Source organism: Streptomyces sp. NPDC058008 (genome assembly GCF_042886395.1).
Taxonomy (GTDB): domain Bacteria; phylum Actinomycetota; class Actinomycetes; order Streptomycetales; family Streptomycetaceae; genus Streptomyces.
In genome coordinates this window covers 337,270-363,156 of sequence record NZ_JBHVQX010000002.1, presented here as the reverse complement: position 1 = coordinate 363,156, position 25,887 = coordinate 337,270, and the positions used below count along the sequence as shown (strand labels likewise).

The 25,887-nt window shown below is 72.7% G+C and carries 20 protein-coding genes, 3 tRNA genes and 1 pseudogene; 9 read left to right on the top strand and 15 right to left on the bottom strand.

Going from position 1 to position 25,887, the window contains the following annotated elements; all coding sequences use genetic code 11:
• Positions 1 to 22: 22 nt before the first annotated feature.
• Entirely contained in the window at positions 23 to 868 is an 846-nt protein-coding gene (locus tag ACFVS9_RS03400) for a hypothetical protein (RefSeq protein ID WP_383114155.1), read from the bottom strand.
• Positions 869 to 1,045: 177 nt separating this feature from the next.
• Between ACFVS9_RS03400 and ACFVS9_RS03395 the strand changes: the two genes are divergently transcribed.
• Both ACFVS9_RS03395 and ACFVS9_RS03390 read left to right on the top strand, forming a co-directional pair.
• A complete protein-coding gene (locus ACFVS9_RS03395) occupies positions 1,046 to 2,137 on the top strand; it encodes a Leu/Phe/Val dehydrogenase (protein WP_383114156.1) in 1,092 nt (363 codons plus the stop codon).
• Between the two features lie 344 nt (positions 2,138 to 2,481).
• Positions 2,482 to 2,739 (top strand): DUF3073 domain-containing protein, encoded by a 258-nt coding sequence (locus ACFVS9_RS03390; protein ID WP_383114157.1) that lies wholly within the window; start codon positions 2,482 to 2,484, stop codon positions 2,737 to 2,739.
• Positions 2,740 to 2,870: 131 nt separating this feature from the next.
• On the opposite strand, the gene purM is transcribed toward ACFVS9_RS03390, so the two are convergent.
• Positions 2,871 to 3,944, bottom strand: a complete 1,074-nt coding sequence (gene purM, locus ACFVS9_RS03385; protein WP_383114158.1) for a phosphoribosylformylglycinamidine cyclo-ligase — start codon at positions 3,942 to 3,944, stop codon at positions 2,871 to 2,873.
• Positions 3,945 to 4,004: 60 nt separating this feature from the next.
• Positions 4,005 to 5,531, bottom strand: a complete 1,527-nt coding sequence (gene purF / locus ACFVS9_RS03380) for an amidophosphoribosyltransferase (RefSeq protein WP_383114159.1) — start codon at positions 5,529 to 5,531, stop codon at positions 4,005 to 4,007.
• 455 nt (positions 5,532 to 5,986) lie between these two features.
• Between purF and ACFVS9_RS03375 the strand changes: the two genes are divergently transcribed.
• A complete protein-coding gene (locus tag ACFVS9_RS03375) occupies positions 5,987 to 6,079 on the top strand; it encodes a putative leader peptide (RefSeq protein ID WP_389929745.1) in 93 nt (30 codons plus the stop codon).
• 35 nt (positions 6,080 to 6,114) lie between these two features.
• Positions 6,115 to 6,615, top strand: a pseudogene (locus ACFVS9_RS03370) (twin-arginine translocation pathway signal protein); the annotation flags it as partial.
• A gap of 60 nt (positions 6,616 to 6,675) precedes the next feature.
• Here ACFVS9_RS03370 and ACFVS9_RS03365 read toward each other — a convergent pair.
• The 7 genes from ACFVS9_RS03365 to purS all read right to left on the bottom strand — a co-directional run bounded on the left by ACFVS9_RS03365 (position 6,676) and on the right by purS (position 13,053).
• A complete protein-coding gene (locus tag ACFVS9_RS03365; RefSeq protein WP_389929743.1) occupies positions 6,676 to 7,509 on the bottom strand; it encodes an META domain-containing protein in 834 nt (277 codons plus the stop codon).
• A gap of 37 nt (positions 7,510 to 7,546) precedes the next feature.
• Entirely contained in the window at positions 7,547 to 8,347 is an 801-nt protein-coding gene (locus ACFVS9_RS03360; RefSeq protein ID WP_389929741.1) for a sterol carrier family protein, read from the bottom strand.
• A gap of 10 nt (positions 8,348 to 8,357) precedes the next feature.
• Positions 8,358 to 9,218: a M23 family metallopeptidase gene (locus tag ACFVS9_RS03355; RefSeq protein ID WP_389929739.1), complete on the bottom strand. Its 861-nt coding sequence runs from the start codon at positions 9,216 to 9,218 to the stop codon at positions 8,358 to 8,360.
• Between the two features lie 29 nt (positions 9,219 to 9,247).
• Positions 9,248 to 9,772, bottom strand: coding sequence for an ArsR/SmtB family transcription factor (locus tag ACFVS9_RS03350; RefSeq protein WP_383114164.1), 525 nt, complete (start codon positions 9,770 to 9,772; stop codon positions 9,248 to 9,250).
• A 106-nt stretch (positions 9,773 to 9,878) separates the two neighbouring features.
• Positions 9,879 to 12,128 carry a phosphoribosylformylglycinamidine synthase subunit PurL gene (gene purL / locus ACFVS9_RS03345; RefSeq protein ID WP_389929738.1) on the bottom strand — a complete coding sequence of 750 codons (2,250 nt, stop codon included), beginning with the start codon at positions 12,126 to 12,128 and terminating at the stop codon, positions 9,879 to 9,881.
• Positions 12,125 to 12,805, bottom strand: a complete 681-nt coding sequence (gene purQ / locus ACFVS9_RS03340; protein ID WP_383114166.1) for a phosphoribosylformylglycinamidine synthase subunit PurQ — start codon at positions 12,803 to 12,805, stop codon at positions 12,125 to 12,127. The genes purL and purQ overlap by 4 nt, the downstream gene beginning before the upstream one ends.
• Positions 12,802 to 13,053, bottom strand: coding sequence for a phosphoribosylformylglycinamidine synthase subunit PurS (purS, locus tag ACFVS9_RS03335; RefSeq protein ID WP_099173088.1), 252 nt, complete (start codon positions 13,051 to 13,053; stop codon positions 12,802 to 12,804). The genes purQ and purS overlap by 4 nt, the downstream gene beginning before the upstream one ends.
• Positions 13,054 to 13,436: 383 nt before the next feature.
• Here purS and ACFVS9_RS03330 point away from each other — a divergent pair, with 383 nt between their 5' ends.
• The 5 genes from ACFVS9_RS03330 (at position 13,437) to ACFVS9_RS03310 (ending at position 16,465) form a co-directional block, all read left to right on the top strand.
• Positions 13,437 to 13,772, top strand: coding sequence for an Lsr2 family protein (locus ACFVS9_RS03330; RefSeq protein ID WP_383114167.1), 336 nt, complete (start codon positions 13,437 to 13,439; stop codon positions 13,770 to 13,772).
• A 152-nt stretch (positions 13,773 to 13,924) separates the two neighbouring features.
• Positions 13,925 to 13,996: transfer RNA gene (locus tag ACFVS9_RS03325), tRNA-Gly, on the top strand.
• A gap of 81 nt (positions 13,997 to 14,077) precedes the next feature.
• A tRNA-Gly gene (locus tag ACFVS9_RS03320) sits at positions 14,078 to 14,150 on the top strand.
• A gap of 228 nt (positions 14,151 to 14,378) precedes the next feature.
• On the top strand, positions 14,379 to 15,635 hold the full coding sequence (locus tag ACFVS9_RS03315; protein ID WP_389929735.1) for a sensor histidine kinase: 1,257 nt from the start codon (positions 14,379 to 14,381) through the stop codon (positions 15,633 to 15,635).
• Between the two features lie 754 nt (positions 15,636 to 16,389).
• Positions 16,390 to 16,465 (top strand) — tRNA-Gly (locus ACFVS9_RS03310).
• Positions 16,466 to 16,506: 41 nt separating this feature from the next.
• On the opposite strand, the gene ACFVS9_RS03305 is transcribed toward ACFVS9_RS03310, so the two are convergent.
• The 5 genes from ACFVS9_RS03305 to ACFVS9_RS03285 all read right to left on the bottom strand — a co-directional run bounded on the left by ACFVS9_RS03305 (position 16,507) and on the right by ACFVS9_RS03285 (position 25,884).
• Complete coding sequence (locus tag ACFVS9_RS03305; RefSeq protein ID WP_389929733.1) at positions 16,507 to 17,433, bottom strand: phosphoribosylaminoimidazolesuccinocarboxamide synthase; 927 nt, start codon at positions 17,431 to 17,433, stop codon at positions 16,507 to 16,509.
• A 607-nt stretch (positions 17,434 to 18,040) separates the two neighbouring features.
• Positions 18,041 to 19,504, bottom strand: coding sequence for a N,N-dimethylformamidase beta subunit family domain-containing protein (locus ACFVS9_RS03300; protein ID WP_383114170.1), 1,464 nt, complete (start codon positions 19,502 to 19,504; stop codon positions 18,041 to 18,043).
• A 221-nt stretch (positions 19,505 to 19,725) separates the two neighbouring features.
• Positions 19,726 to 21,456: a hypothetical protein gene (locus ACFVS9_RS03295; protein WP_389929732.1), complete on the bottom strand. Its 1,731-nt coding sequence runs from the start codon at positions 21,454 to 21,456 to the stop codon at positions 19,726 to 19,728.
• Between the two features lie 824 nt (positions 21,457 to 22,280).
• The gene (gene purD / locus ACFVS9_RS03290) at positions 22,281 to 23,534 is read right to left on the bottom strand and encodes a phosphoribosylamine--glycine ligase (RefSeq protein ID WP_389929730.1); all 1,254 of its coding nucleotides are present in this window, start codon (positions 23,532 to 23,534) and stop codon (positions 22,281 to 22,283) included.
• 103 nt (positions 23,535 to 23,637) lie between these two features.
• Positions 23,638 to 25,884, bottom strand: a complete 2,247-nt coding sequence (locus ACFVS9_RS03285) for a DNA polymerase III subunit gamma and tau (protein ID WP_389929729.1) — start codon at positions 25,882 to 25,884, stop codon at positions 23,638 to 23,640.
• Between the last annotated feature and the right edge of the window lie 3 nt (positions 25,885 to 25,887).

Genomic DNA, 25,887 nt, shown 5'->3' with positions numbered 1-25,887 from the left:
TTCACGTTCGCACCGGTTCGGGCTAGTTGGAGGATTGTAGGTCGCGCACCGCTCGCCAGCGCTCGGCCAGGCGCCCGTAGGCCACTCCCGCGGCGTCGCTGTCCCCGGAGCGCAGCGCCGCGATGCCCTCGGCCACATCCGCGGCGGACCGGTCGGCCGCGAGCCGCTCGCCGCTGAGGGCGTGGACCAGGCCGCCGTAGTCCAGCTCGACCAGGGCCCGTGGATGGAACTCCTCCAGCCAGCGGCCCACCTCCACCAGCCCCTCGGTCAGCGGACCTTCGTCGACGGTCTCCCGCAGGGTCCGCAGCGCCCGCGCCAGCCTGCGCCGCGCCTGCACCATCGGGGTCCGGTAGCGCAGCAGCCTGCCGTCGCCCGCCGCGCCGCCGGCCACGTACTCGCGTTCCTCGTCGTCGAACAGGACGAACCAGCGCACCGGGACGTGCCACACCGTGGTGCGGATCCAGGGACGGGCGTCCGGGTTCCGCTCGGCCCACCGCTCGTGGTCGGCCGTCGCCTGCCCCCGCACCACCGGGGGCAGCACCGCGTCCAGCACAGTGGCCGGAAACAGACCCCCCAGTTCGCTCATGGCGAGCCAGCCGCGCATCCGGGTCCTCCACGGACAGACGCAGAGCACCCCGTCGAGCACCGCGACGAAGGCGTCCCCGCTCTCGTGCACCGGCACCGCCACGGGAGGGGTGGGCACCAGGTCCGCCAGCGAGCGGCGCAACTCGTCCTGGGCCGTGGGGAGGTCCGGGCGCGCGGCGTAGCGCGTCCAGTGCTCCCGTTCCGGCTCGCGGAAGGCGGCGAGCGGCTCGTACACCCGCAGGTAGGACGCGTAAGGGACGAGCACCGAAGACACCACCGACATGCAGTAAATCGTGTCACGCCCGTACTCCACAGGAGGGTGATCCCGGGGAGGGGAACAGATCTACGCGTCACGAGGACTTACGCTCTTGCCCAGTCGGACCGGCCGGAGCCGGTCCGTCCGGGACCCTCCCCACCTTCAGGAGGGTCTTCCGCCGCTTCGTACTTGGGAGTCACCACAGTGACCGATGTGACCGGCGTACCCGTCGACGTGCTGCGCACCCTGTTCCACTCGGACCAGGGGGGCCACGAGCAGGTCGTGATCTGCCAGGACCGCGCCAGCGGCCTCAAGGCCGTCATCGCCCTCCACTCCACCGCCCTGGGCCCGGCCCTCGGCGGCACCCGCTTCTATCCGTACGCCTCCGAGGAGGAGGCCGTCGCGGACGCGCTGAACCTGTCGCGCGGCATGTCGTACAAGAACGCCATGGCCGGCCTCGACCACGGTGGCGGCAAGGCCGTCATCATCGGCGACCCGGACCGGATCAAGTCCGAGGAACTCCTCCTGGCCTACGGACGGTTCGTGGCCTCGCTCGGCGGGCGCTACGTGACGGCCTGCGACGTCGGCACGTACGTCGCCGACATGGACGTCGTCGCCCGCGAGTGCCGCTGGACCACCGGCCGCTCACCCGAGAACGGCGGCGCGGGCGACTCCTCCGTGCTCACCGCGTTCGGTGTCTTCCAGGGCATGCGCGCCTCCGCGCAGCACCTGTGGGGCGACCCCACCCTGCGCGGCCGCAAGGTCGGCGTCGCGGGCGTCGGCAAGGTCGGCCGCCACCTGGTCGGACACCTGCTCAGCGACGGCGCCGAGGTCGTCGTGACCGATGTGCGCGAGGAGTCGGTGCGCCGGATCACCGACGAGCACCCCGAGGTCCTGGTGGCCGCGGACACGGAGGCGCTCATCCGCACCGAGGGACTGGACATCTACGCCCCCTGCGCGCTCGGCGGCGCGCTGAACGACGCGAGCGTGCCGGTGCTCACCGCCAAGGTGGTGTGCGGCGCGGCCAACAACCAGCTCGCGCACCCGGGCGTCGAGAAGGACCTTGCCGACCGATCGGTTCTGTACGCACCGGACTACGTGGTGAACGCCGGTGGCGTGATCCAGGTCGCCGACGAGCTCCACGGATTCGACTTCGACCGGTGCAGGGCGAAGGCCGCGAAGATCTTCGATACCACGCTGGCCATATTCGCACGTGCGAAGGCGGACGGGATTCCGCCGGCTGCGGCGGCCGACCGGATCGCCGAGCAGCGGATGGCGGACGCCCGCCGTCACTGAGAGGTCACCGCAGGTCGGGCCTCCGTCACCGGGCTGTGCGCGCAGCCCCCGTGACGGAGGCCCTGTCCTGTCGCGGGAGGGCCGGCGTCCGCCGGGGAGAGAAGACTCACTCCGGTCGGCGGGTCGGCCGTCCACAAGAGGTTAAAATCGGGGTTGACCAGCGAGGACGGGCTCCTCCACGGTCCTGCGGGCAGGCACGTGACGCGGGCGGCGTACCGTATGGCCGAGGAAGCAGGTACCGTTAAAGCCACGGGCGCGGTCTCTCTGCTGAGAGTCCGTCCTGAAACATGAACGCGTGTCAAGACTCTGGGGCCGTCGAGCCCCGTCACCGAGGGGGTCGAGCCATGGGGCGCGGCCGGGCAAAGGCCAAGCAGACCAAGGTCGCCCGTCAGCTGAAGTACAGCAGCGGCGGGACTGACCTGTCGCGTCTGGCCAATGAGCTGGGCGCATCACCTTCGAGTCAACCACCGAACGCCGAGCCGTTCGAGGACGACGACGAGGAGGATGACCCGTACGCACAGTACGCGGATCAGTACAACGACGACGAGGACGCGGACGAGGACGGCCGGTCCGGTCCGTCGTCACAGCGCCGCGGCGCTTGACCTCGCGCTGACACATCAACCCGGTCCGGGCCTGCCTGGACCGGGTTCTGTGCTGTCCAGGTGCCGGGTGGTGAAGCGCCCCGGCGGCCGTCGCCGGTCCGGTGGTGTGCCGGACCGGCGGTCATGAGGTCCTACCGTGCGTAGCCGCCGGTCAGCTCGGCGCCCGTCGCCCTGTCGCCGCGCTCGGTGATCTCACCGGCGACCCAGGAGTCGACGCCCCGGTCGGCCAGCGTCGTCAGAGCCGCGTCCACGGAGTCGGCCGGAACGATCGCGATCATGCCGACGCCCATGTTGAGCGTCTTCTCCAGCTCCAGCTGCTCGACCTGTCCGGCCTTGCCGACCAGGTCGAAGACGGCACCGGGGGTCCAGGTGCCGCGGTCGACGGTGGCGTGCAGCCCGTCCGGGATCACCCGGGCCAGGTTGTTCGCCAGGCCACCGCCGGTGACGTGGCTGAAGCCGTGCACCTCGGTCGTGCGGGTCAGCGCCAGGCAGTCCAGGGAGTAGATCCTGGTGGGCTCCAGCAGTTCCTCGCCGAGCGTCCTGCCGAACTCCTCGACCTGGCGGTCCAGGGTCCAGCCGGCCCGGTCGAAGACCACGTGCCGCACGAGCGAGTACCCGTTGGAGTGAAGACCGGACGACGCCATGGCGATCACGGCGTCACCCTTACGGATACGGTCCGGACCGAGCAGGCGGTCGGCCTCGACCACTCCGGTGCCGGCACCCGCGACGTCGAAGTCGTCGGCGCCCAGCAGACCCGGGTGCTCGGCGGTCTCGCCGCCGACGAGGGCGCAGCCCGCCAGGACGCAGCCCTCGGCGATGCCCTTCACGATGGCCGCGACACGCTCGGGGTGGACCTTGCCGACGCAGATGTAGTCGGTCATGAACAGCGGTTCGGCGCCGCAGACGACCAGGTCGTCGACGACCATGCCGACGAGGTCGTGGCCGATGGTGTCGTACACGCCCATCTGCCGGGCCAGATCGACCTTCGTACCGACACCGTCGGTGGCGGAGGCGAGCAGCGGGCGCTCGTAACGCTTGAGCGCCGAGGCGTCGAAGAGGCCGGCGAATCCGCCGAGGCCGCCGAGGCCCGCGACCTCGGGGCGCTGCGTCTTCTTCACCCACTCCTTCATCAGCTCGACGGCACGGTCACCGGCTTCGATGTCGACGCCCGCCGCAGCGTAGGAAGCACCTGTTGTCTCAGACATGGCCCGGGATCTTTCGTGTGGGAATACGGGGCTGGTGGGGAAGCGGCCGGCCGGTCCGGGTCACGGACGACGCAGTGCGTCGGCCGCCGCGGTCGCGGCGGGGCCTGCCGCCAGCTCGGTCTCCAGCAGCTGCTTGCCGAGCAGCTCCGGGTCCGGGAGCTCCATCGGGTATTCACCGTCGAAGCAGGCACGGCACAGGTTCGGCTTGGCGATCGTCGTCGCCTCGACCATCGCGTCGAGCGAGATGTACGCGAGCGAGTCGGCCCCCATGGAGGTGGCGATCTCGTCGACGGACATGCCGTTGGCGATCAGCTCGGCGCGCGTCGCGAAGTCGATGCCGAAGAAGCAGGGCCACTTCACGGGCGGGGAGGAGATCCGGATGTGGATCTCGGCGGCACCCGCCTCGCGGAGCATCCTCACCAGGGCGCGCTGGGTGTTGCCGCGGACGATCGAGTCGTCGACGACCACCAGGCGCTTGCCCTTGATGACTTCCTTGAGGGGGTTGAGCTTGAGCCGGATACCCAGCTGCCGGATGGTCTGCGAGGGCTGGATGAAGGTCCGGCCGACGTAGGCGTTCTTGACGAGTCCGGCCCCGAACGGAATTCCGCTGGCCTCGGCGTAACCGATGGCGGCGGGGGTTCCCGATTCCGGCGTCGCTATGACCAGATCGGCCTCGACGGGGGCCTCGGCCGCCAGCTTCCGGCCCATCTCCACCCGGGAGAGGTAGACGTTGCGCCCGGCGATGTCGGTGTCGGGGCGGGCCAGGTAGACGTACTCGAAGACACAGCCCTTGGGCTTCGCTTCTGCGAAGCGAGACGTGCGCAGGCCGTTCTCGTCGATGGCGACGAGCTCACCCGGCTCGATCTCGCGGACGAAGCTGGCACCGCAGATGTCGAGGGCGGCGGACTCGGAGGCGACCACCCAGCCCCGCTCCAGGCGGCCGAGGACCAGGGGGCGGATGCCCTGCGGGTCACGGGCGGCGTAGAGCGTGTGCTCGTCCATGAAGACGAGCGAGAAGGCGCCCTTGACCTCGGGGAGCACCTTCGCGGCGGCCTCCTCGATGGTGAGCGGCTTGTCGTCGCCGTCCCGCTGGCCGGCGAGCAGCGCGGTCACCAGATCGGTGTCGTTGGTCGCCGCGACCTGGGTGGCGCGGCCGTCCTTACGGGGAAGGTCGGCGACCATCTCGGCGAGCTGGGCCGTGTTGACCAGGTTGCCGTTGTGTCCCAGGGCGATCGAGCCGTGCGCGGTGGCACGGAACGTCGGCTGCGCGTTCTCCCACACCGAGGCGCCGGTGGTGGAGTAGCGGGCATGACCGACCGCGATATGGCCCTGGAGCGATCCCAGAGACGTTTCGTCGAAGACCTGCGAGACCAGTCCCATGTCCTTGAAGACCAGGATCTGGGACCCGTTGCTCACTGCGATGCCCGCGGACTCCTGTCCACGGTGCTGCAGGGCATACAGTCCGAAATAGGTGAGCTTGGCGACCTCTTCACCCGGAGCCCAGACACCGAAGACGCCGCAAGCGTCCTGGGGGCCTTTCTCTCCGGGGAGCAGGTCGTGGTTGAGTCGTCCATCACCACGAGGCACGCCACCGAGTGTAGGGGAGATCGACCACCGGTCCGAATTGGGTGAGCGCACGGTACGGGCCGGGGGCGCGACGGTGGAGCGCTCTCCACGGGCGTCCGGGCCGGGGTCGCACGATCACTCCGGGTGATCACGGTGGTCCCGCCGGACCGGCCCCGAGGGGCCGCAGGGCCGCCGACGCCCGGGATGGGGGCCGGTTACCGGCGGGTCCGGCGCGTCGGGCGCCCCGCCCCTCGACCGGCCCGCCCGCGCCGCCGGGTGGGGCACGGCGGGCGGCGGGACGGGTGGTGGCCGAACGCTCGTTTCGTGGCGAGCCTCACACCGCGCACCCCCGGCCGAAGCCCGGCGGTGCCTCCCGTCCGGTGCGGGACGGCCGGCCCGGGAGGGCGCGGCACGCCCTGTCCGCAGTACGGGACCGCCGTTGACACGCTCATGGCGCATTGGCAGGCTCCCGGCCCATGCGGCCCCTCGGTGATCGTTCGGTCACGCTCGTGGAGCGCCGCCACGCCGATCTGGGACGGGTCGCGAGCGCCCTCTGTCGCCGCGTCTGACTCCGCCGCACCCCCGGATCCACCCGCGGGGCCCTACCCCGGTCCTCTTCGCCAGCGACAGCGGCGGCGAGCGGTTCTCCTGCAACTGGCCGCTCTCCGGCGCCAGGAACTCGCTCCAGGAGGGCGGCATCCGCGTCCCCTCGGTGCTGCGCCGGCCCGCCCGCGTCGACGGTCACCAGGTCAGCGGCCTGCCGGTGTTCTCGCCCGGCTGGACGGCGACCCTGCTGGAGCTCGGCGGGGCGCGCCCCGACCCCGCGCACCCGCTGGACGGCGTCAGCCTCGCCGGATACCTGCTGAGGGACGAGGCGCCGAAGGAGCGCGACCTGTTCTGGCGGGTGCGCGGAGAGCGGGCGCTGCGGTGCGGGGACCGGACGTACTACCGGGGCAGGGGCGAGAAGGGCCAGTTGTCCAACCTGGCGGACGACCGGCGCGGGCAGGCGGACCGCTCGGCGGCCGGACCGGCGCCGCCGGCCGAGCTGCGGGCGTCAGGGGAGAGGACGGACGCCGGCCCGCTCCCGTACCCGACGGGTTCCTGAGGCTCCCGGCCGTCGCCGGTCCGGGGCCGCCGTGCGGCCGGGAGCACCGGCCCCGGCCGGTCAGCTCCCGGCCGCCGGTGCGGATGCCCGGAGGCCCTTGCCGCTCTCCGCCTCGACCGACAGCGAGCGGTGGTCGATCGCGTACGTCGCCTTCCCCGTCAGCACGCCGAGCAGCGCCCGCTCCAGCTCCATCTCGGGGCCGGGGCACATCTTCCGGGTGGAGGCGAGCGGGCCGAAGGTGAGGGTGGAGCCGGAGACCGCCGCCTTGCCGTGGAAGGAGTTGCAGCCGAGGTTCCCCTCCACCGAGCCGTCCTTGCCGAAGGTGAGGTGCGCCTTGTCGCGCGTACCGGCGGGCAGGGAGGCGGTGCCGGTGCCGGAGACGAGTCCGGTGACCTTCCAGGCGGTGCCGGTGAGCGGGGCGGGCGGCTCCGGGACGAGGGCGATGGAGTCGCCGTCCGCGGTGGTCAGGGTCAGGGTCCGCCCGTCGCCCTGCCCGGCCACGGCGGCCTCGAGCTCCCCGTGGAAGGCCTTGCCCATCGCGTCCTCGAACCGCTGGACGTCCTCCGCGCACGCCATGCCGGTGGTCGTGCTCCGCCCGACGGTGACCTTGTCGCCGTCGAGACGGACGTCGGCGGTGAACCGGTTGCAGCCGAGGCTGCCCGTGGCCTTCCCCTCCGGGTCGATCTCGACGTGGGCGCCGGCGGGGGGCGTGGTCCGCTCCCCGCCCACGGTCAGGGAGGACACGCTCCAGTGGACGCCGGTCACGGGTGGCTCGGCCCGTACGTCGCCGGAGCCGCCCGACTCCCCGGATCCCGCACCGGAGCCGGACTCCGTACCGCAGGCGGTGAGAGCGAGAAGGGCCAGGACGCTGACAGCCATACGTTGAGTGCGCATGGCCCTGGGACGGGACGACCCGCCGATCCGGTTCCCTTCAGCCCATCAGCGGCAGCAGCGGGGCGAGGTCGGCCCGCTCGCCGCTGGCGCTGACCAGCGCCGCGTCGAGCGCCTCCGTCCACCGCGTACGTCCGGTGGCCAGCCGGATCCAGGTGAGCGGGTCCGTCTCCACGACGTTGGGCGGTGTGCCCCTGGTGTGCTTGGGGCCGCCGATGCACTGGACGACGGCGAACGGCGGGACGCGCACCTCCACCGAGCCGCCGGGCGCCCTGTCCGCGAGCGCGTCGGCGAGCAGCCGGGTGCAGGCGGCGAGCGCCTGGCGGTCGTAGGGGATGACGAGGCCGGTCGCCCGGTGGAGGTCGTCGGTGTGGACGACGAGCTCGACGGTGCGGGTCACCAGGAAGTCGCCCAGCCGCATCGTCCCCGCCCGGGTCGCCACCAGCCGGTCGCCCGCGTCGGAGGGCACCAGCTCCGCGAACCGGGCCGCCGTCTCCCCGTACAGCGCGTCGAGACCGGGCCGGGCGGCGGCCAGGTCCCGGCTGTCCCCCGCGATCGTCTCCGCGTTCCGGGCGGTGGAGAAGGGCCACTCCAGCAGGGTGGTCTCCGGTCGGGGCCCGCCGCCCGGCGCCGGCAGCTCCATGGCCCGGCTGACCCGCTCCAGCGCCGTCGTCATGTGCGCCACGAGCTCCCGCACGGTCCACTCCCCCAGGGCCGGCAGACCGAGCTGCTCCGGCGTCAGGGTGCGGACGGCGTCCCGTACGTGGGCGAACTGGGCCAGGACCGCGGTCCTGGTCCGGGAGACGTCGTAGGCGCGGGGGCGCTTCCTGGCCGGTGGCATAGGGGTGAGACTAACCGGCGGGCCGCTCGGCGTCCGCGCCCGCCGGGGCGCCCGGTTCCGGCGGCTCCCCGGCCGTGAACGCCGAGCCTCCGGCGGGTACGCCGATGCCCCGCCAGGTGAACGGGATCCCCCGCGCCACGTCGAGGTCCGGATCGTCCATCAGCTGGAAGTGCAGGTGCGGCTCGGTGGAGTTGCCGGAGTTCCCGCAGCGGGCGAGGACCTGCCCCGCGCGGACCGTGTCCCCCTCCTTCACCAGGAGGGAGCCGCGCCGCAGGTGCGCGTACGCGGCGAACACCCCGTCGCCGAGGTCGAGCACGACGTGGTTGCCGACGATCCAGCGGGCTCCCGCCATGTCGCGTGCGGAGGCCTCCACCAGCATCAGATACGCCAGCGCCGGGCCGGAGGTGCGGCTGAGGTGGTCACGCCGGCCGTCACCCGCGCGCACGACCGTGCCGTCCGCCACCGCGACCAGCGGCGCGCCGAAGGCCGGGAAGTCGCTGTTGGGCCGGGCCACCGGCCACAGCGGGCGGAAGGGAGGGCGGCTCCCCTCCTCCGGCTCGGCGACGATGTCGATCGCGTAGGTCTGCCCGTAGCCGTGCGTGCCGTGGCTGGGGACCTTGTCGGCCGGGCTGTTGAGCGCCACCCAGCGTCCGGTCACCGGCGGCCCCACCTCGACCGCCGGCCGGTCCCCCGCCAGGTCCCCGCGGCTGCGGCGGCCCACCAGGAGGCCGATGACGACCGCGGCGGCCGCGGGCAGGAAGACCAGCCCGAAGGGGACCGCGGAGTCGGCGAGGACGTCGGCCGACACCAGGACGAGGAAGGCGAGCCAGCAGCACCGGTAGAGGATCATCGCGGCCTTGCGTACGGACATGGGTCCCCCTCGGTCTCGGCGTGCGGGTCTCAGGGCCGGGCGGCGGTGAGCACCACCAGCAGTGGTACGACCCGGGGCCCGGGCACCTCGTAGCGCCCGCGGCCCGTCGTGTGCAGCCAGCCGGCGCCGGTCAGCATGCGCAGGTGGTGGTAGATCTGACCGGTCGTGCCGGTGTCGTCCAGCCCGGCCAGTTCGGCGGCCGTGCGGCGGCCGCCGAGGATCTCGCGGAGCAGCCGCAGCCGGACCGGGTGGCCGAGCGCGGCCAGCGGCTCGGCGGCCTCCGCCCAGTCGGGGCGCTCCTCGTCCGTGCCGAGGAGACCCACGGTGAGCGCGCCGTACTGCCATTCGTAGCGCTCGCCGGCCGGCAGCTTCACCGCGCCGGTGAACAGCACCCCGCCGTCGGCCGCGGGGTGCCCGACCTGTGCGAGCTGTTCCTTCAGCCCGTCCAGCGCCCAGAAGTCCCCGGTCCCCAGGCTCGGCGGCGCACCGCCCGCAGCCCGCTCCAGCACCGCCAGACGGCGTTCCAGCTCTGCGACACGTTCCTCGAGGTCCACGGAACACAACCTTACGTAATTACGTAACATTCATCAATACGTGTCCGGGAGAACGCGAAGCCCCCGTCCGGTCGACCCGGACGGGGGCTTCGAGCTCAGGCGGAACTCAGGCGAACAGACCCTTCAGGGTCCCTTCGTGCGCCGTACGCAGCTCGCTCAGCGGAACGCTGAACTCGCCCTGGACCTCGATCTCGTCGCCGTCCACGACACCGATGCGGGTGACGGGCAGGCCCCGCGCGCCGCACATGTCGGTGAAGCGGAGCTCCTCGCTGCGCGGAACCGAGACGACCGCGCGGCCCGCCGACTCCGAGAAGAGGAAGGTGAACGCGTCCAGCCCGTCCGGGACGACCAGCCGGGCGCCCTTCCCGCCGCGCAGGCAGGACTCGGTGACCGCCTGGACCAGACCGCCGTCGGAGAGGTCGTGCGCCGCGTCGATCATGCCGTCGCGGGAGGCCGAGATCAGGATCTCGCCGAGCAGCTTCTCGCGCCCCAGGTCGACCCGGGGCGGCATGCCGCCGAGGTGCTGGTGGATGACCTCGGACCAGGCCGAGCCGCCGAACTCCTCGCGGGTGTCGCCCAGGAGGTAGAGCAGCTGGCCCGCCTCGGCGAACGCGACCGGCGTGCGCCGGGTGACGTCGTCGATCACACCGAGGACGGCCACGACCGGCGTCGGGTGGATCGCCGTCTCGCCGGTCTGGTTGTACAGCGAGACGTTGCCGCCGGTGACCGGGGTGCCCAGCTCCAGGCAGCCGTCCGCGAGACCGCGGGTGGCCTCGGCGAACTGCCACATGACGTCCGGGTCCTCGGGCGAACCGAAGTTCAGGCAGTCCGAGATGGCGAGCGGCTTGGCCCCGGAGGCGGCGACGTTGCGGTACGACTCCGCCAGCGCGAGCTGGGCGCCGGTGTACGGGTCGAGCTTGGCGTACCGGCCGTTGCCGTCGGTCGCCATGGCCACGCCCAGGTTCGACTCCTCGTCGATCCGGACCATGCCGGCGTCCTCGGGCATCGCGAGCACGGTGTTGCCCTGCACGAAGCGGTCGTACTGGTCGGTGATCCAGGACTTGGAGGCCTGGTTCGGGGAGCCGACCAGCTTGAGGACCTGCTCGCGCAACTCCGCGCCGTTCGCCGGACGGGCCAGCCTGCCGGCGTCGTCGGCCTGAAGCGCGTCCTGCCAGGAGGGCCGCGCGAACGGGCGGTGGTACGTCGGGCCCTCGTGGGCGACGGACCGCGGCGGTACGTCCACGATCTGCTCGCCGTGCCAGAAGATCTCCAGCTGCGAGCCCTCGGTCACCTCACCGATGACGGTGGCGATGACGTCCCACTTCTCGCAGATCTCCAGGAAGCGGTCCACGTGCTGCGGCTCGACGATCGCGCACATGCGCTCCTGCGACTCGCTCATGAGGATCTCCTCGGGCGAGAGCGAGGAGTCGCGCAGCGGCACGGTGTCCAGCTCGACGCGCATGCCGCCGGATCCCGCGGAGGCCAGCTCGCTCGTGGCGCAGGAGAGCCCGGCACCGCCGAGGTCCTGGATGCCCGCGACGAGCTTCTCCTTGAAGATCTCCAGGGTGCACTCGATGAGGAGCTTCTCCTGGAACGGGTCGCCGACCTGGACGGCCGGACGCTTGGCGGGCCCGGTCGACTCGAAGGTCTCCGAGGCCAGCACCGAGACGCCGCCGATGCCGTCGCCGCCGGTGCGGGCGCCGTAGAGGATCACCTTGTTGCCGGGGCCGGAGGCCTGGGCGAGGTGGATGTCCTCGTGCTTCATCACGCCGATGCAGCCGGCGTTGACGAGCGGGTTGCCCTGGTAGCAGGAGTCGAAGACGACCTCGCCGCCGATGTTCGGCAGGCCCAGGCAGTTGCCGTAGCCGCCGATGCCCGCGACCACGCCGGGCAGCACGCGCCGGGTGTCGGGGTGGTCCGCCGCGCCGAAGCGGAGCGGGTCGACGACCGCGATCGGGCGGGCCCCCATGGCCAGGATATCGCGGACGATGCCGCCGACGCCGGTGGCCGCGCCCTGGTAGGGCTCGATGTACGAGGGGTGGTTGTGCGACTCGACCTTGAAGGTGACCGCGTACCCCTGGCCGACGTCGACCACACCGGCGTTCTCGCCGATGCCGACGAGCATCGCGTCGTTCTCGGGGACCTTCTCGCCGAACTGCTTGAGGTGCACCTTGCTGCTCTTGTAGGAGCAGTGCTCGGACCACATCACGGAGTACATGGCGAGCTCGGCGCCGGTGGGACGGCGGCCCAGGATCTCGCGGATCCGGGCGTACTCGTCCTCCTTGAGGCCGAGTTCCTTCCAGGGCTGCCCGTCGTCCGGGGTCTCGGCCGCGTGCTTGACCGTGTCCAGGCTCATGCGTTGACCAGCTTCTTGATGATCGAGGTGAAGAAGCCCAGGCCGTCGGTGCGACCGGTACCGATCAGCGGCTCGACGGCGTGCTCCGGGTGCGGCATCAGACCGACGATGTTGCCCGCGGCGTTGGTGATGCCGGCGATGTCGCGCAGCGAGCCGTTGGGGTTGACGTCGGCGTAGCGGAAGGCGACGCGGCCCTCGGCCTCCAGCTCGTCGAGCGTGCGCTCGTCGGCGGTGTAGCGGCCGTCCACGTTCTTCAGCGGTACGGAGATCTCCTGGCCCGCCTCGTAGTCCGAGGTCCAGGCGGTCTCCGCGTTCTCCACCCGCAGCTTCTGGTCGCGGCAGATGAAGTGGAGGTGGTTGTTGCGCAGCATCGCGCCGGGCAGCAGGTGTGCCTCGGTGAGGATCTGGAAGCCGTTGCAGATGCCGAGGACCGGCATGCCGGCCTTCGCCTGCCCGATGACGGTCTCCATCACCGGCGAGAAACGCGAGATGGCGCCGGCGCGCAGATAGTCGCCGTAACTGAATCCGCCCGCCAGGATGACCGCGTCGACCTGGTGGAGGTCCTTGTCGCGGTGCCAGAGGGATACGGGTTCGGCACCCGCGATCCGCACGGCCCGCAGGCTGTCCTGGTCGTCGAGCGTGCCGGGAAAAGTGACGACGCCGATACGGGTGGTCACTTCTCCTCCTCCACCTTGACGGTGAAGTCCTCGATGACGGTGTTGGCGAGGAAGGTCTCGGCGATCTCGTTAATGCGGGCCAGGGCGGCATCGTCGACCGGCCCCTCGACCTCGAGCTCGAAACGCTTTCCCTGACGAACGTCCGCGATTCCGTCGAAGCCGAGACGGGGCAGTGCGCGCTGCACAGCCTGTCCCTGCGGGTCGAGGATCTCCGGCTTGAGCATGACGTCGACTACGACGCGTGCCACTGGCACTCCCGGTGGTGTGGTGCGGCTGTGTCTCCGAGGGGTTCCCCAGATCCCCGCGGGTCCACTCAGCCTACCTGGCCAGAAATTCTACGCGGGTAGATATGATCGGGTCCCGATCACGGCGAGATTTCGGAGGCAACGACTCCCAGGAAAAGTCCTGGAAAAAATCTTCACCCGGATTGCACGCGGGCACACGGAGGCAACACGCGGACATAATTGGCCGGGCTTCACAATGCGGCTCCTCCCGCTGTACAAATGAATACCGGGAAAGCACGATTGCCCCGGAACAGTCGACAGCAGTCGATCCGTATCCGCCCAGCCGCCGGAAGGCCGGCATCAGCGCATGTCAGGCGCGACGGTGCCGCAGGAAAGGACCGATATCCGTGGCTCAGCGCGTAGTGGTTACGCTCTCCGACGACATCGACGGGGGAGAAGCGGCGGAAACGGTCTCCTTCGCCCTGGACGGGAAGTCGTACGAGATCGACCTCAATCCCGCCAATGCAAAGAAACTGCGTAAGGCCCTGGAGCCGTACGTCGCCGCCGGCCGAAAGCAGACAAATACCGGCAAGCGCGGCAGGGTTCCGGTGTCGTACCACCACACGTCCCTCGCGCCGGACCCCGCGGCCGTGCGCGCGTGGGCCCGCTCGCACCGGATGGAGGTGCCGGCCCGCGGCCGGATCCCCAAGAAGGTCTACGAGGCGTTCAACGCCGCCAGTTGAGGGCGCGGCCCGGAATGTTCAGTTCCGTTTCATGGCCCGCCGACCGCCGGAGGGACTCCCCGGGGAGCCGAGTTGCACAACACCCCCGCAGGTCGGCTAGAGTCTGGAGCACGCCGAAGGGCAAGGCCGAAAAGCCGAGTCCGACGCAGCGTGCGGGTGTAGTTCAGTAGTAGAACATCCCCCTTCCAGGGGGAAGGCGCAGTGTGCAATTCCTGTCACCCGCTCTGCACTGCCTTACCGGACCACTCAGGTGGATCAGGTAGAGTAGTGATCGCTCCACCGGTGAAAGCCGAGTGGTAGCACATGCGGACGTAGCTCAGTTGGTAGAGCGCAACCTTGCCAAGGTTGAGGTCGCCAGTTCGAACCTGGTCGTCCGCTCTTGTTTCCGAAGGCCCCGGTTGATATCGACCGGGGCCTTCGGCGTTCCCGGCATTTCGAGGCATGACGTGTGTCACAGCCCGGAGCGGTGACGTGCGGTGCTCGCCCCGGTGATCCGCGTGAAGGCCGCTGGCCCGGACCGTACGCGCGGTGTTTTGCTGGGCGGCGCGGGTTCCGGTGGGATCCGCGTAGCCGAGCCCCGGACGGGGCCGAGGGGGAACGCGCGCTGTGTGGGCAGGGGCACGGATACGGACATGGCGGGGCCGCAGCGGCTACGACAAGATGGATCTCTACACGCGCGGCACCCTGCACTCCATGGTGTGGCTGTCGTCCGTGTGCCAGGCGGCGCTCTCGGTGACCCGTCCCGTGCGGGAGTCCGGCGCACCCGCCGCGCTGATCGCCGGGACGGTCCTGCTCGCGGTCGCCCAGGGAGTCTGTTCGGTCCCCCTGGTCCCCCGCGCCCTGAAGAGCTACATGGGGCACGGCCCCGTCGGCCGGCGACTGCCGGCGCTCGCGGCGGTCCTCCTGCTCGCGAACACGGCCGGTCTGCTGGGACTCGGCGCGTACGCCGGCCCCGGGGTGTTCCCCGAGCTGCCGCTCGCGCTGACCGCGGCGGCGGCGCCGTGCACGACCTTCCTCGTCCTGGTCGCGCCCTGGTGGGCCTCCTCGACGGTCGTGACGGTCGTGGCGGCCGGTGCGGGGGGCGGTGTCGCGCTGGCCGGCGGAAGCGGGGGTTTCGCGCTCGGGACCGCTCTCGGGATGTGCGTCACCTGCTGTTTCGTCGCCATCTCCGTACGGCTGTCCGCCTGGTGCCTGGACGTGACGGCGAAACTCCGCGACGCCCAGGGCGTGAAGACCCGGCTGGCCGTCGCGGAGGAGCGACTGCGGTTCGGCCGGGACATGCACGACGTCCTGGGCCGGAATCTGGCGGTGATCGCGCTGAAGAGCGAGCTCGCGGTGGAGCTGGCGCAGCGGGGGAAGCCCACGGCCCTGGACCAGATGACCGAGGTGCAGCACCTCGCCCGTGCCTCCCAGCAGGAGATCCGCGAGGTCGTGCGGGGCTACCGGGAGGCCGACCTCGCTACGGAACTCCTGGGGGCCCAGGGCGTCCTGCGGGCGGCCGGCATCGAGTGCGCCGTACAGGGCGACGGCGGCGGGCTTCCCGCCCCGGTGCGCTCGGCGCTCGGCTGGGCCGTACGGGAGGCGGCCACCAACGTGCTGCGGCACGGCGATCCCCAGCGGTGCGCCATCCGGCTGGAGGCCTCACCGGACGGCGTCCGGCTGACCGTGGAGAACGACGGCGCGGCACCGGGTGACGCCGTGGCCGCCTCGGGGGGCTCAGGGCTCCACGGGCTCCGGGAACGGCTGGCGGCCGTCGGCGGTTCGCTGGAGGCGGGGCCGTCGGGCGACGGCCTGTTCCACCTGACGGCGGCGGTACCGCTGCCCATGCCGAGGAACGCCGGGCCCTCCTCACCGGAGAGATGACGCCCGCACCGGGCCCCTTCCGGATCCTGCCCGCCGACGACGACCACCTCATCCGGAGCGCACCCGCCGCGCTCCTCACACCGGAGGGCGTACATGCCACCGCCTGGTCCTGGTCGCCGAGGCTGCCGGGCCGACGTCACGGCCGAGGCGGCCAGGTCGAGGTCACGGCCGAGGCGGCCAGGTCGAGGTCACGGCCGAGGCGGCCGGGCCGACGTCACGGCCGAGGTGGCCACCGGCCCCGGAGGCGCTCGCCGTGGCCCTGGCGCCCCGGCCCGATGCGGCCGTCCCGCACCTGGAAATGCCGGGCGCGGACGGTGTGAAGGTCGCCACATCGCCACGGCCCGGACGGCCGCCCGCCGGACCATGACCGTGACGGGGAACGGCCGTCCCCGAAGCCGGGGCGGGCGCCGGAGTCGGACGCCCGGGCCTTCGCCCCGGGACGGACAGCGCCCGCCGGCCGGCCGGGATCGTCCCTGCCGCGCCTGCGGGAAAACGCTCCGTGGAAACGGAGTTGGTGGCCGGCGCGACCTCCGCCGGGGACCCCCCGCCGACCGCCCCGGCGGCCGAGGTGCTGGAGCCGGCGGCGGACGGGCGCCGGTGTCGGTGCTCGCCGAGCGGTTGTCCCTGTCGCGGGGCACGGCGCGCGACCACCTGTCGGCGGCCGCCTCCACATTCGGTGCGCGGAGCCGTCGTAAGGCGGTGCGTCTCGCACGGGAGAGAGGTTGGGTATAGTAGGCAGCGCGCTGCGGCGCATGCGAACGTAGCTCAGCTGGTAGAGCGCAACCTTGCCAAGGTTGAGGTCGCGAGTTCGAACCTCGTCGTTCGCTCCACAGGAGAAGGCCCCGGTCCTCAGGACCGGGGCCTTCTGCCGTCACATCCCCTGGGCCGGCCAGTTCGTGCCCGTCAGGAGCTCGTACGCCTCCAGGTACTTGGCCCGGGTCGCGTCGACGATCTCCTGCGGCAGCGGCGGGGGCGGCTGCTCGCTGTGGCGGTCCCAGCCGGAGGCCGGCGAGGTCAGCCAGTCCCGCACGAACTGCTTGTCGTACGACGGCTGCGCCTTGCCCGGCTTCCAGGTCTCGGCCGGCCAGAAGCGGGAGGAGTCGGGGGTCAGCACCTCGTCCGCGAGGATCAGCTCCTCGCCTCCGTCCGCGGTGGGCGCGAAACCGAACTCGAACTTGGTGTCGGCGAGGATGATCCCGCGCTCACGGGCGATGTCACGGGCGCGGCCGTAGACGTCCAGCGTCGTCCGGCGCAACAGGGCGGCCGTCTCGGGGCCGACCTCACGGGCGACCACCTCGTACGAGACGTTCTCGTCGTGATCGCCGACCGCGGCCTTCGTCGCCGGGGTGAAGATCGGCCCCGGGAGTTCCGATCCGTCGACGAGGCCCTCGGGCAGACCGATGCCGCAGACCGTGCGGGTCGCGTCGTACTCGGTCAGGCCGGAACCGGTGAGGTAGCCGCGCGCCACGCACTCGACCTGGACCATCCGCAGCGAACGGCAGACCAGGGTCCGGCCCGCCCAGTTCGCGGGCGCTCCGGCGGGGAGCTCCGTGGACAGCACGTGGTGCGGGACGAGATCGGAGAGCTGGTCGAACCACCACAGCGACAGCTGGGTGAGCACGCGGCCCTTGTCCGGGATCTCGGTGGGCAGGACCCAGTCGTACGCGGAGATACGGTCGCTGGCGACCATGACGAGGTCGCCCGCCTCGTTCCGGTACAGGTCGCGCACCTTGCCGGTGTGCAGGTGGGTGAGCCCCGGCACCTGCACGGGCTCGGGCTTTTCTACGAAACCGGACACGCTGCCTCCGCGTAGGTTGATCCAGGAGTCGTTCCGATTGTCCCGCATGCGAAGGGGCCGCGGCGCCAGGGGTCGGCCCGCGGACGGGGGCGTCCTGCCGGGACGACCTGTGGACGGACAGTCCGGCGGGGGCCTGTCCGTGGACGGGCGCCCGGCCCCGTCGCCCGGGGGCCTGTCCGTGGACGGGGCAGACCCGCAGGGGGCCGCCCCGTGGCCGGGACGATCAACGGGGGCCTGTCTGTGAACGGGCGCCCTGTCGCCGGGGCTCGGGTTCCGCTTACCGGCCCCTCGTACGGATCCGGCGTCCGGAACAGGCGGTCGGCGACGTCCCGCTCGCCGATCCGGACCGGCGTGACCGGCGCTGCCCCGGACCGCATGGCCGACGCTGTACGGCTCGTCGGCCCGGTGCCGACCCGTACCGAGCCGGCCACGTCCCTGCCGGGCGCGCCCGCCCGGTCCGGCGCTCACGCCGCTCGGCCGCGTCCGCCCGTACGGCAGGGCCCGTCTCCCCCGCCGCGCCCGCGTGTACGGATCCCATCGTCTCGGCCGCCCGCCTGGACCGACGCCCAACGCCCGGCGGTGCCCGCCTCCCTGGTGCTGGTCGCGTTCAGTCCCGCTTGCAGATCCGGTCGAGGAGGTTGGCCGTGGCCCGCTGGACGCGCGGGTCGATGTGGCCCGGGCGGTCCAGGGCCGGTGACCAGGCGAAGGTGCCCGAAGCGAAGACGAGCGCGCCCGAGGGGGCGCGGTAGAGCGAGGACTCCTGGTGCCGGGTGGCCCCTTCACCGTCGGTGTACGGGGAATGCGCGAGGAGCATGCGGCTCTCGTGCTCGGGCAACGCCGTACGCGGGAAGTAGCGGTCGGCCTCGCCCGCGACCAGTCCGTCGATCTCGTCGCCCTCGGCCGCGCCGGTGGCCTCCCACAGCCAGTGGTTCGCGTTCCGGACGACCAGGGGGTGCGGGTCGGGGACCCGGCCCGCGTACTGGATACCGAGGAGCTGCTGCTCGGGGCGGTCGACCTCCCGCCACAGCGCCGACTTCCCCGGACCGCGGCGCTTGCGGCAGGTGAGCAGCCGGTCGGGCGCGCCGGAGGCCGACGGGCCGAGGCCGACCTGCCAGTACATGGTGTTGGCCGAGAGGAAGACGAGCGAGGTCCCGGTGTCCCGCGCGAGCTCCGTGGTGCGGCGCATCGGCCCCGACCAGTACTCGTCGTGGCCCGGGAAGACGAGGCCCCGGTAGCGGCTGGGGTCGACGCGTCCCGCGTGCAGGTCGCGGGCGTCGGCGTACGCGAGGTCGTAGCCGTAGCGCTCGGCCCAGCGGATGAAGTCGTAGGCGTGGCCGACGTGGAGCGGCAGCCCCGCGCCCGCGTAGGGCCGGTCGAAGGAGAGGGTGACGGCGGCGTCCTCCTCGCCCAGCAGCCGGCCCTGCTCGTCCCAGGCGTGGTAGAGACTCGCGCCCGTGCGTCCGTCCTCCGGATAGAGGTTGTAGGCCTGCCAGGTGACGTCGGGAAGCAGGAGCAGCAGGTCCGCCGGGTGGTCGTCGCGGACCGTGAAGGGGACGTGCGAGCGGTGGCCGTCCGCGGTGGTGAGCACGGCGACGTAGGCGCCCACCGACCAGTAGCTGGGGATCTGAAGCCGCCAGGAGAGCCACCAGTGGTGGCAGGAGACCGTCCGGTCGGCGGTCAGCGGTGGCGGCTGGACGATGCCGGAGAGGCGCGGGCTGGTCGTGATCTTGGCCGCGCCGTCCCCCGCGTAGTGCCCGATGCGGTAGACGTCGACGGAGAACTGCTGGGGCGGGTCCACGGTGATGTGGAAGTCGATCGCCTCGCCGGGAGCCGCGGCCCCGGGGGACACGAAGCCCTTGATCTGCTGGTGCACGTCGTCGGCCGTACGCGTGCCACCGCCGGATCCGCCGCGGCCGGCGTCGGGGTCGGCGTACCAGGGGACCACGTGGCCGGTGTCGTCGAAGTAGTTCTCGCTGCCGCGCAGCCAAGGCAGCGGGCCCTGGCCGAAAGGGTCACTCACGGCGTGCGCGAGGGCGCCCGATTCCCAGCGCCGGATCTGCTCGGCCCCCATCCCGCTCCCCTCCCTCGTCCCCCCGAAACCTCCGGTGCGCCGCGCACCGCGACGTCCGCCACAGCACATCACATTACGCACGCACTCCGTCACCGTTCGTCGCGAATTGATGTGAACGAAGCCCGATCTTCCGGGTATTGGCGTCACATTCGGAACATTTCGGCATCTATATAGACGGACGACCGTGCAACTGGGGAGGAATCCCGACCCAGGCGTCCCTCTCAGCCCAGGCGTACGGGTTTGTCCGTGCGCACTCCCACCGAGGTGAGCCAGGAGCGCAGCGGCTCCGCGTCGCCGTCCTCGACGAGGCTGAGCACGGGGGCGCCGAGGTCCGACCTTCGGCCGCCGTCGACCAGCAGCGCGGGGCCGTCGAGCCAGTCGAGCCCGGGTGCGGCGCCCGCCGTGTCCACGGCAGCGCAGCAGACCATCGCCACGACGTGGTCGGCGAGCAGCTCGGTGCCCGTGCGCGGCGGCTGGAGGGGGAAGAGGGGGAGCGGGACGGGCCCCCAGAGGTCGAGGGGATCGGTGCCCGCCCCGGACGGCGTACCGTCCGCAGGGGTGCTGCCGCCGACCCGGGGCCCCGGCGCCGCCTTCTCCTCGTCGCGGGCGACAGCGGCGCCGATCCCGGCCGCGAGGGCCTCGCTGTCGGTGCCCGGCGTGGCGAGGTGGTCGATCACCCGCGCCAGGGTGGGCACGGCGGAACCGTCGGCGCCCGAGGCGCCCGGGCCGCCCACGGAGACGCTGGTGGCCACTCCCATGGCGTCGAGCACCCGGTGCAGACGGGCGGCCTCCGTACGCCATTTCCGGTCCACGACCTCGTCCGGATACTGCTGCCAGTCCACCGGGGACCAGCCCGGCCCGGTCTCCGCCGGGCCCCCGTGGAAGAGCCGGGCGGCCAGCAGTGAGGCCGCCTCGTCGGCCGCGCCGGGCTCCTCGATCAGATCGCAGGCGGGGCGCTCCCCCAGCCGGGAGGTGAAGCCCTCGGCCAGCCGGTCGCGCCGGGAGAGCTCCGTGAGTGCCGAGACGACGCCGGCGTCGAGCCGGGACGGCCAGCGCCCCATGCGCCAGGCGGGCAGGGCCACCCGGGTCAGCAGCCGGTCCCAGCCCGCGTAGGCCAGGCCGACCTGCTCCTGAGCGACGATCCGCAGCCCGTAGTCCACCTCCTGGGCGCGCCCGGACGCGGCGGCGGCCACGCAGCGCTCCATCTCGCCCGCGTGCTGACGGCAGCCGCGCAGCAGGATCCTGGCGACCCAGCCGACGAAAGCGGTCGGGATCCTGCGTACGAACCCCTGGCCCGGTACGGCGGCGTCGGCGACGGCGGCGTCCAGGCCCCGTACGAAACGGCGGGCGGCGGCTATGTCGGGGTGGGCGGCCGGTCCGGTGCCCGCCACGACCGGGGCGAGGACCGCCCTCAGCTCGGCCACCCTCATCCACCACAGGAACGGGGAGCCGATCACCAGCACGGGCGCGGCCGGCACCCGTCGGCCCCGCCGCGTCCCGGCCTGCTCCCCGAGGCCCTTCGCCCTGGGCTGGGCGGCGGGGTGGGTGCGGTCCTCCAGCCAGCTGTCGCAGTCCGGGGTCAGCGCTATGGCCGACGGCGCCGGTACGTCGAGGCGGTCGGCGAGGTCCCGGACCAGCCGGTAGAGATCGGGGGCCGCTGCCTCGGTGAGGGGGACGGTCGGGCTGACCGCCGGACGGGCCCGCGCCACGGCGGCGGCTACCCCTGCGGCGACCAGCAGCACCACGACGGCGCAGGCCGCCACCACCCAGCTGACCGTGGTCCACACCCCGGGGCCGATGTGCCCCTGGGCGACCGCGACGAGCAGCACGACCGCCGCGGCCGCGGGCAGGATCGCCAGGCCCGTGGCTCTGCTCCGGATGCGCAGCAGGGCCAGAGCCCTGGCCCGTGCCGCGTGCGCACCCAGCTCCTCAACCGAACCGGTACCGGTCACGGTGTACCTCACCCCCTCTGCCCCCGCGACGGTTGGGTCACTCCCCCACTGTGGCACCCGCCACCGACATCGCAATGCCGGTGGGCCAAGTGCCGGAACGCCTGCGCCGCACCCTAGTTGGGGCCTCCGCAGGCGTCATCCGGATGGCCGAGTCGTCACCCGATGGAATGGCTTTGGGTAAAGCTGCTGACGGGCCGGTGCCCGGCCGTTCGGCGATACGGCGCCCCTGGTCCGGGATGCGCGGGGCGGGGGGTGGTGGAGGTGGGGCGGAGCAGGTCCGGGCGGGTCCGGGCGGGGGCGGGAGTGGGTCCGGGAGGGGGCCGGGCGGGGCTGGGCGGGGCTGGGGCTGGTTTCGGGCGGGGGTGGGGCTGGTTTCGCCTGGGGCCGGGGCAGGCGCGGGCACGGGGGCTGGGTCCGGGCCGGGCTTCCGGGCCCCGAGCGGGGGCCCGGGGTCGGGGGCCCAGGGCGGTCCGGGCGCGGGTTCAAGGCACGTGCGGGGCGGTCCGGGCGCGGGTTCAAGGCGGGTGCGGGCCTCTTGGCCGGGTGCGGTCCGGGTGCGGGTGCGGGTTCAGGCCGGGTGCGGGTTCGGGCCGCGGGTTCGGACACGGGCCGGGGTCCGGACACGGGCCGGGGTCCGGACGCGCTCGTGGGCCGACGAGGCGCCGAGGCGCCCCGCACACGTCTGGGTCCGGCGCCGCCGCGCCCCGCACACGTCTGGGTCCGGCGCCGCCGTGGCCCCGTACACGCCTGTGCCCGGCGCCTCCGTGGAGGGCCGGGCACAGGTGACGCGGCAGGACCGCAGGGGCTGCGGCGGCGGGCGGGCCTCAGGCCTCCGCGGCGGCCTTGCGGGCGATGTCCGTACGGTGCTGGGAGCCGTCGAGCCGGATCCGGCCGACAGCGGCGTAGGCGCGCTCACGGGCCTGCGTGAGGTCCTTGCCCGTCGCGGTGACGGAGAGGACGCGGCCTCCCGCGCTGACGACCTTGTCGCCGTCCTGCCGGGTGCCGGCGTGCAGGACGAACGCCTCCGGCGCATCCTGCTCCACGACATCGGCGAGGCCCTCGATCGGGTCGCCCGTGCGGGGCGTGCCCGGGTAGTTGTGCGAGGCGACGACCACGGTGACGGCCGCGTCGTCGCGCCAGTTCAGCGCTGGTACGAGGTCCAGGGTGCCGTTGGCGGAACCGAGCAGGATGCCGGCGAGCGGCGTCTTCAGCCGGGCCAGGACCACCTGCGTCTCGGGGTCGCCGAAGCGGGCGTTGAACTCGATGACCCGTACACCGCGCGAGGTGATCGCGAGGCCCGCGTACAGCAGCCCGGAGAACGGGGTGCCGCGGCGGCGCAGCTCGTCGACGGTCGGCTGCAGGACGGTCTGCATGACCTCCTCGACCAGCTTCGGATCCGCCCACGGGAGCGGGGAGTAGGCGCCCATGCCACCGGTGTTGGGGCCTTCGTCGCCGTCCAGGGCGCGTTTGAAGTCCTGGGCGGGCTGGAGGGGCAGCACCGTGGTGCCGTCGGTGATCGCGAAGAGGCTCACCTCGGGGCCGTCGAGGAACTCCTCGATGACCACCCGGTCGCAGGCCAGGGCATGGGCACGCGCGGCCTCGACGTCGTCGGTGACGACGACGCCCTTTCCGGCCGCGAGACCGTCGTCCTTCACGACGTACGGGGCTCCGAAGGCGTCCAGCGCCGCGTCGATCTCGGCGGGCGTCGTGCAGACGTAGCTGCGGGCGGTCGGGACGTTGGCACCTGCCATGACGTCCTTGGCGAACGCCTTGGAGCCCTCCAGCTGAGCCGCCTCACGCGAGGGGCCGAAGCAGGGGATGCCGACGGCGCGGACGGCGTCGGCGACACCGGCGACAAGCGGTGCCTCCGGGCCGACGACCACCAGCTCGGCACCCAGCTCGGTGGCGAGGCGCGCGACGGCGTCGCCGTCGAGTGCGTCGACCGGGTGCAGTTCGGCCACCTCTGCGATACCGGCGTTGCCGGGTGCGCAGTACAGAGCGGTGACGTCGGGGTCGAGGGAGAGAGAGCGGCACAGGGCGTGTTCGCGGGCGCCGCCGCCGATGACGAGGACCTTCACGGGATGCAGCCTAACCGCCGGGGACCCGGCACCTCGACGGGCGCCGGTCCGTGGACAGCGGGAGGGGCGGGTGGAGCGGCCGGGGCCGGAAGCCCGCACCGCGCTACTCGTTGGTGAACTCCTCGACGACCGTGGCGCCCAGCTCGCGGACGATCAGGTCGTGCCCGGAGAGCGCGGAGTCGACCAGGTCGGGGTCGTCCGCCTCGGCGGTGTCGTCCTCGGGCGCGACCGCCCGCGGCGGCTCGGCGGCGTGATCGTACGAGGAGGGCTGCTCGGGCCGCCCCGACTGCTGCGTCGGCGGCTGCTGGGCGGGGGGCGGGGTCTGCTGGACGGGGGCGGCCTGCCGGGGTTCGTACGACGGGGCCGCCGGCGCGGGCTGGTACGGAGCGGCCGGAGGCCTGCCCCCGCCGCCACCGCCGCCCTGCTGGGGCTGGCCGCCACCGCCGGACGGGTCGACGACCGATTCGACCCGCCACTTGGCGTTGAACTGCTCGGCCAGCGCCTGCTTCAGCACCTCTTCGCTGCCACTGCTCGAAAAGGTGTCGCGGGCACCGGAGTTGAGGAAGCCGATCTGAAGGGTGCTGCCGTCGAAACCGGTGACCTGGGCGTTCTGGCTGAGCAGGATCCAGGTGAACCGGCGGCGGTTCTTCACGGCCTCCAGGATGTCCGGCCACATGTTCCGCACCTGGGCGGCACCCTGCGCCATGCCCTGCCCGCCGGGCGCGGGCGCCGGCGGGGCGGGGGCGGGAGCCGGGGCTGCCTGGGCCGGGGCGGGAGCGGGCGCCTGCGGTACGCCGGCTCCGGGCGCGGAGGCCGTCGGCCAGCCACCGGGCCTGCGCGCCTGTTCCGCACCACCGGGCCCGCTTCCGGCTCCGGCCGCCGCGGGCCAGGCGCCGGGGCGCTGGCCGGTGGGAGCCTGGGGCTGCTGGGGCGGGGCCGCTTCCTGCGGGGCTGCCTGCTGGGGCTGGTGGGACGGCTGGGACTGGAACTCCGGAGCGGCCACGGCCTCCGGCACCACAGGGGCGGCCCGGGGCTCATCGGCGGGGGCGCCGCCCGGGGCCTCGCCACGGACCGCCGCACGGGCGGCGGCCGGGCCGCCCGCGCCTCCGGCGGGCATCGCGACACCGGCCCCGTGGGCCTCCGGCCCCGGGACGTACCCCACGGCGGGGCCGGGCCCGGCCGCCGCGGAGGAGGCGCCGCGCTCCAGCCGGTCGAGCCGCGCCTGGAGCGACCGCTCGTCGTCGAAGGCGGCGGGCAGCAGGACACGGGCGCAGATCAGCTCCACCTGGAGCCGGGGCGAGGTCGCCCCGCGCATCTCGGTGAGCCCCTCGTTGACCAGGTCGGCGGCGCGGCTCAGCTCGGCGGCGCCGAAGACGGACGCCTGGGCCTGCATCCGCTCCACCACATCGGCGGGCGCGTCGATGAGCCCCTTGTCCCCGGCGTCCGGCACGGCGGCCAGGATCACCAGGTCCCGCAGCCGTTCGAGCAGGTCGGCGACGAAGCGGCGGGGGTCGTTGCCGCCCTCGATCACCCGGTCCACGACCTCGAAGGCAGCCGCCCCGTCGCCCGCCGCGAAGGCGTCCACGACGGAGTCCAGCAGGGACCCGTCCGTATAACCGAGGAGCGAGGTGGCCATGGCGTATGTCACACCGTCGTCGCCCGCGCCGGCCAGCAGCTGGTCCATGACGGACATCGAGTCCCGCACGGATCCCGCACCGGCCCGCACCACCAGCGGCAGCACACCGTCCTCGACGGTGCTGTCCTCCTTGCCGCAGACCTCGGCGAGGTAACCACGCAGCGTCCCGGGCGGAACCAGCCGGAAGGGGTAGTGGTGCGTACGCGACCGGATCGTGCCGATGACCTTCTCGGGCTCGGTGGTCGCGAAGATGAACTTGAGGTGCTCCGGCGGCTCCTCCACCACCTTCAGCAGGGCGTTGAACCCGGCCGGGGTGACCATGTGCGCCTCGTCGATGATGTAGATCTTGTACCGGCTCGACGCAGGCCCGAAGAACGCCTTTTCCCGCAGGTCACGGGCGTCGTCCACGCCACCGTGCGACGCGGCGTCGATCTCGATGACGTCGATCGAACCCGGCCCGTTGCGCGCGAGGTCCCGGCAGGACTGGCACTCCCCGCAGGGAGTCGGCGTGGGCCCCTGCTCGCAGTTCAGACAGCGGGCGAGGATGCGCGCGCTGGTCGTCTTTCCACAGCCACGCGGCCCGCTGAACAGGTACGCGTGATTGACCCGGTTGTTCCGCAGGGCCTGCTGCAACGGGTCAGTGACATGCTCCTGACCGATGACCTCGGCGAAGGACTCGGGGCGGTAGCGGCGGTAGAGCGCAAGGGACGACACACA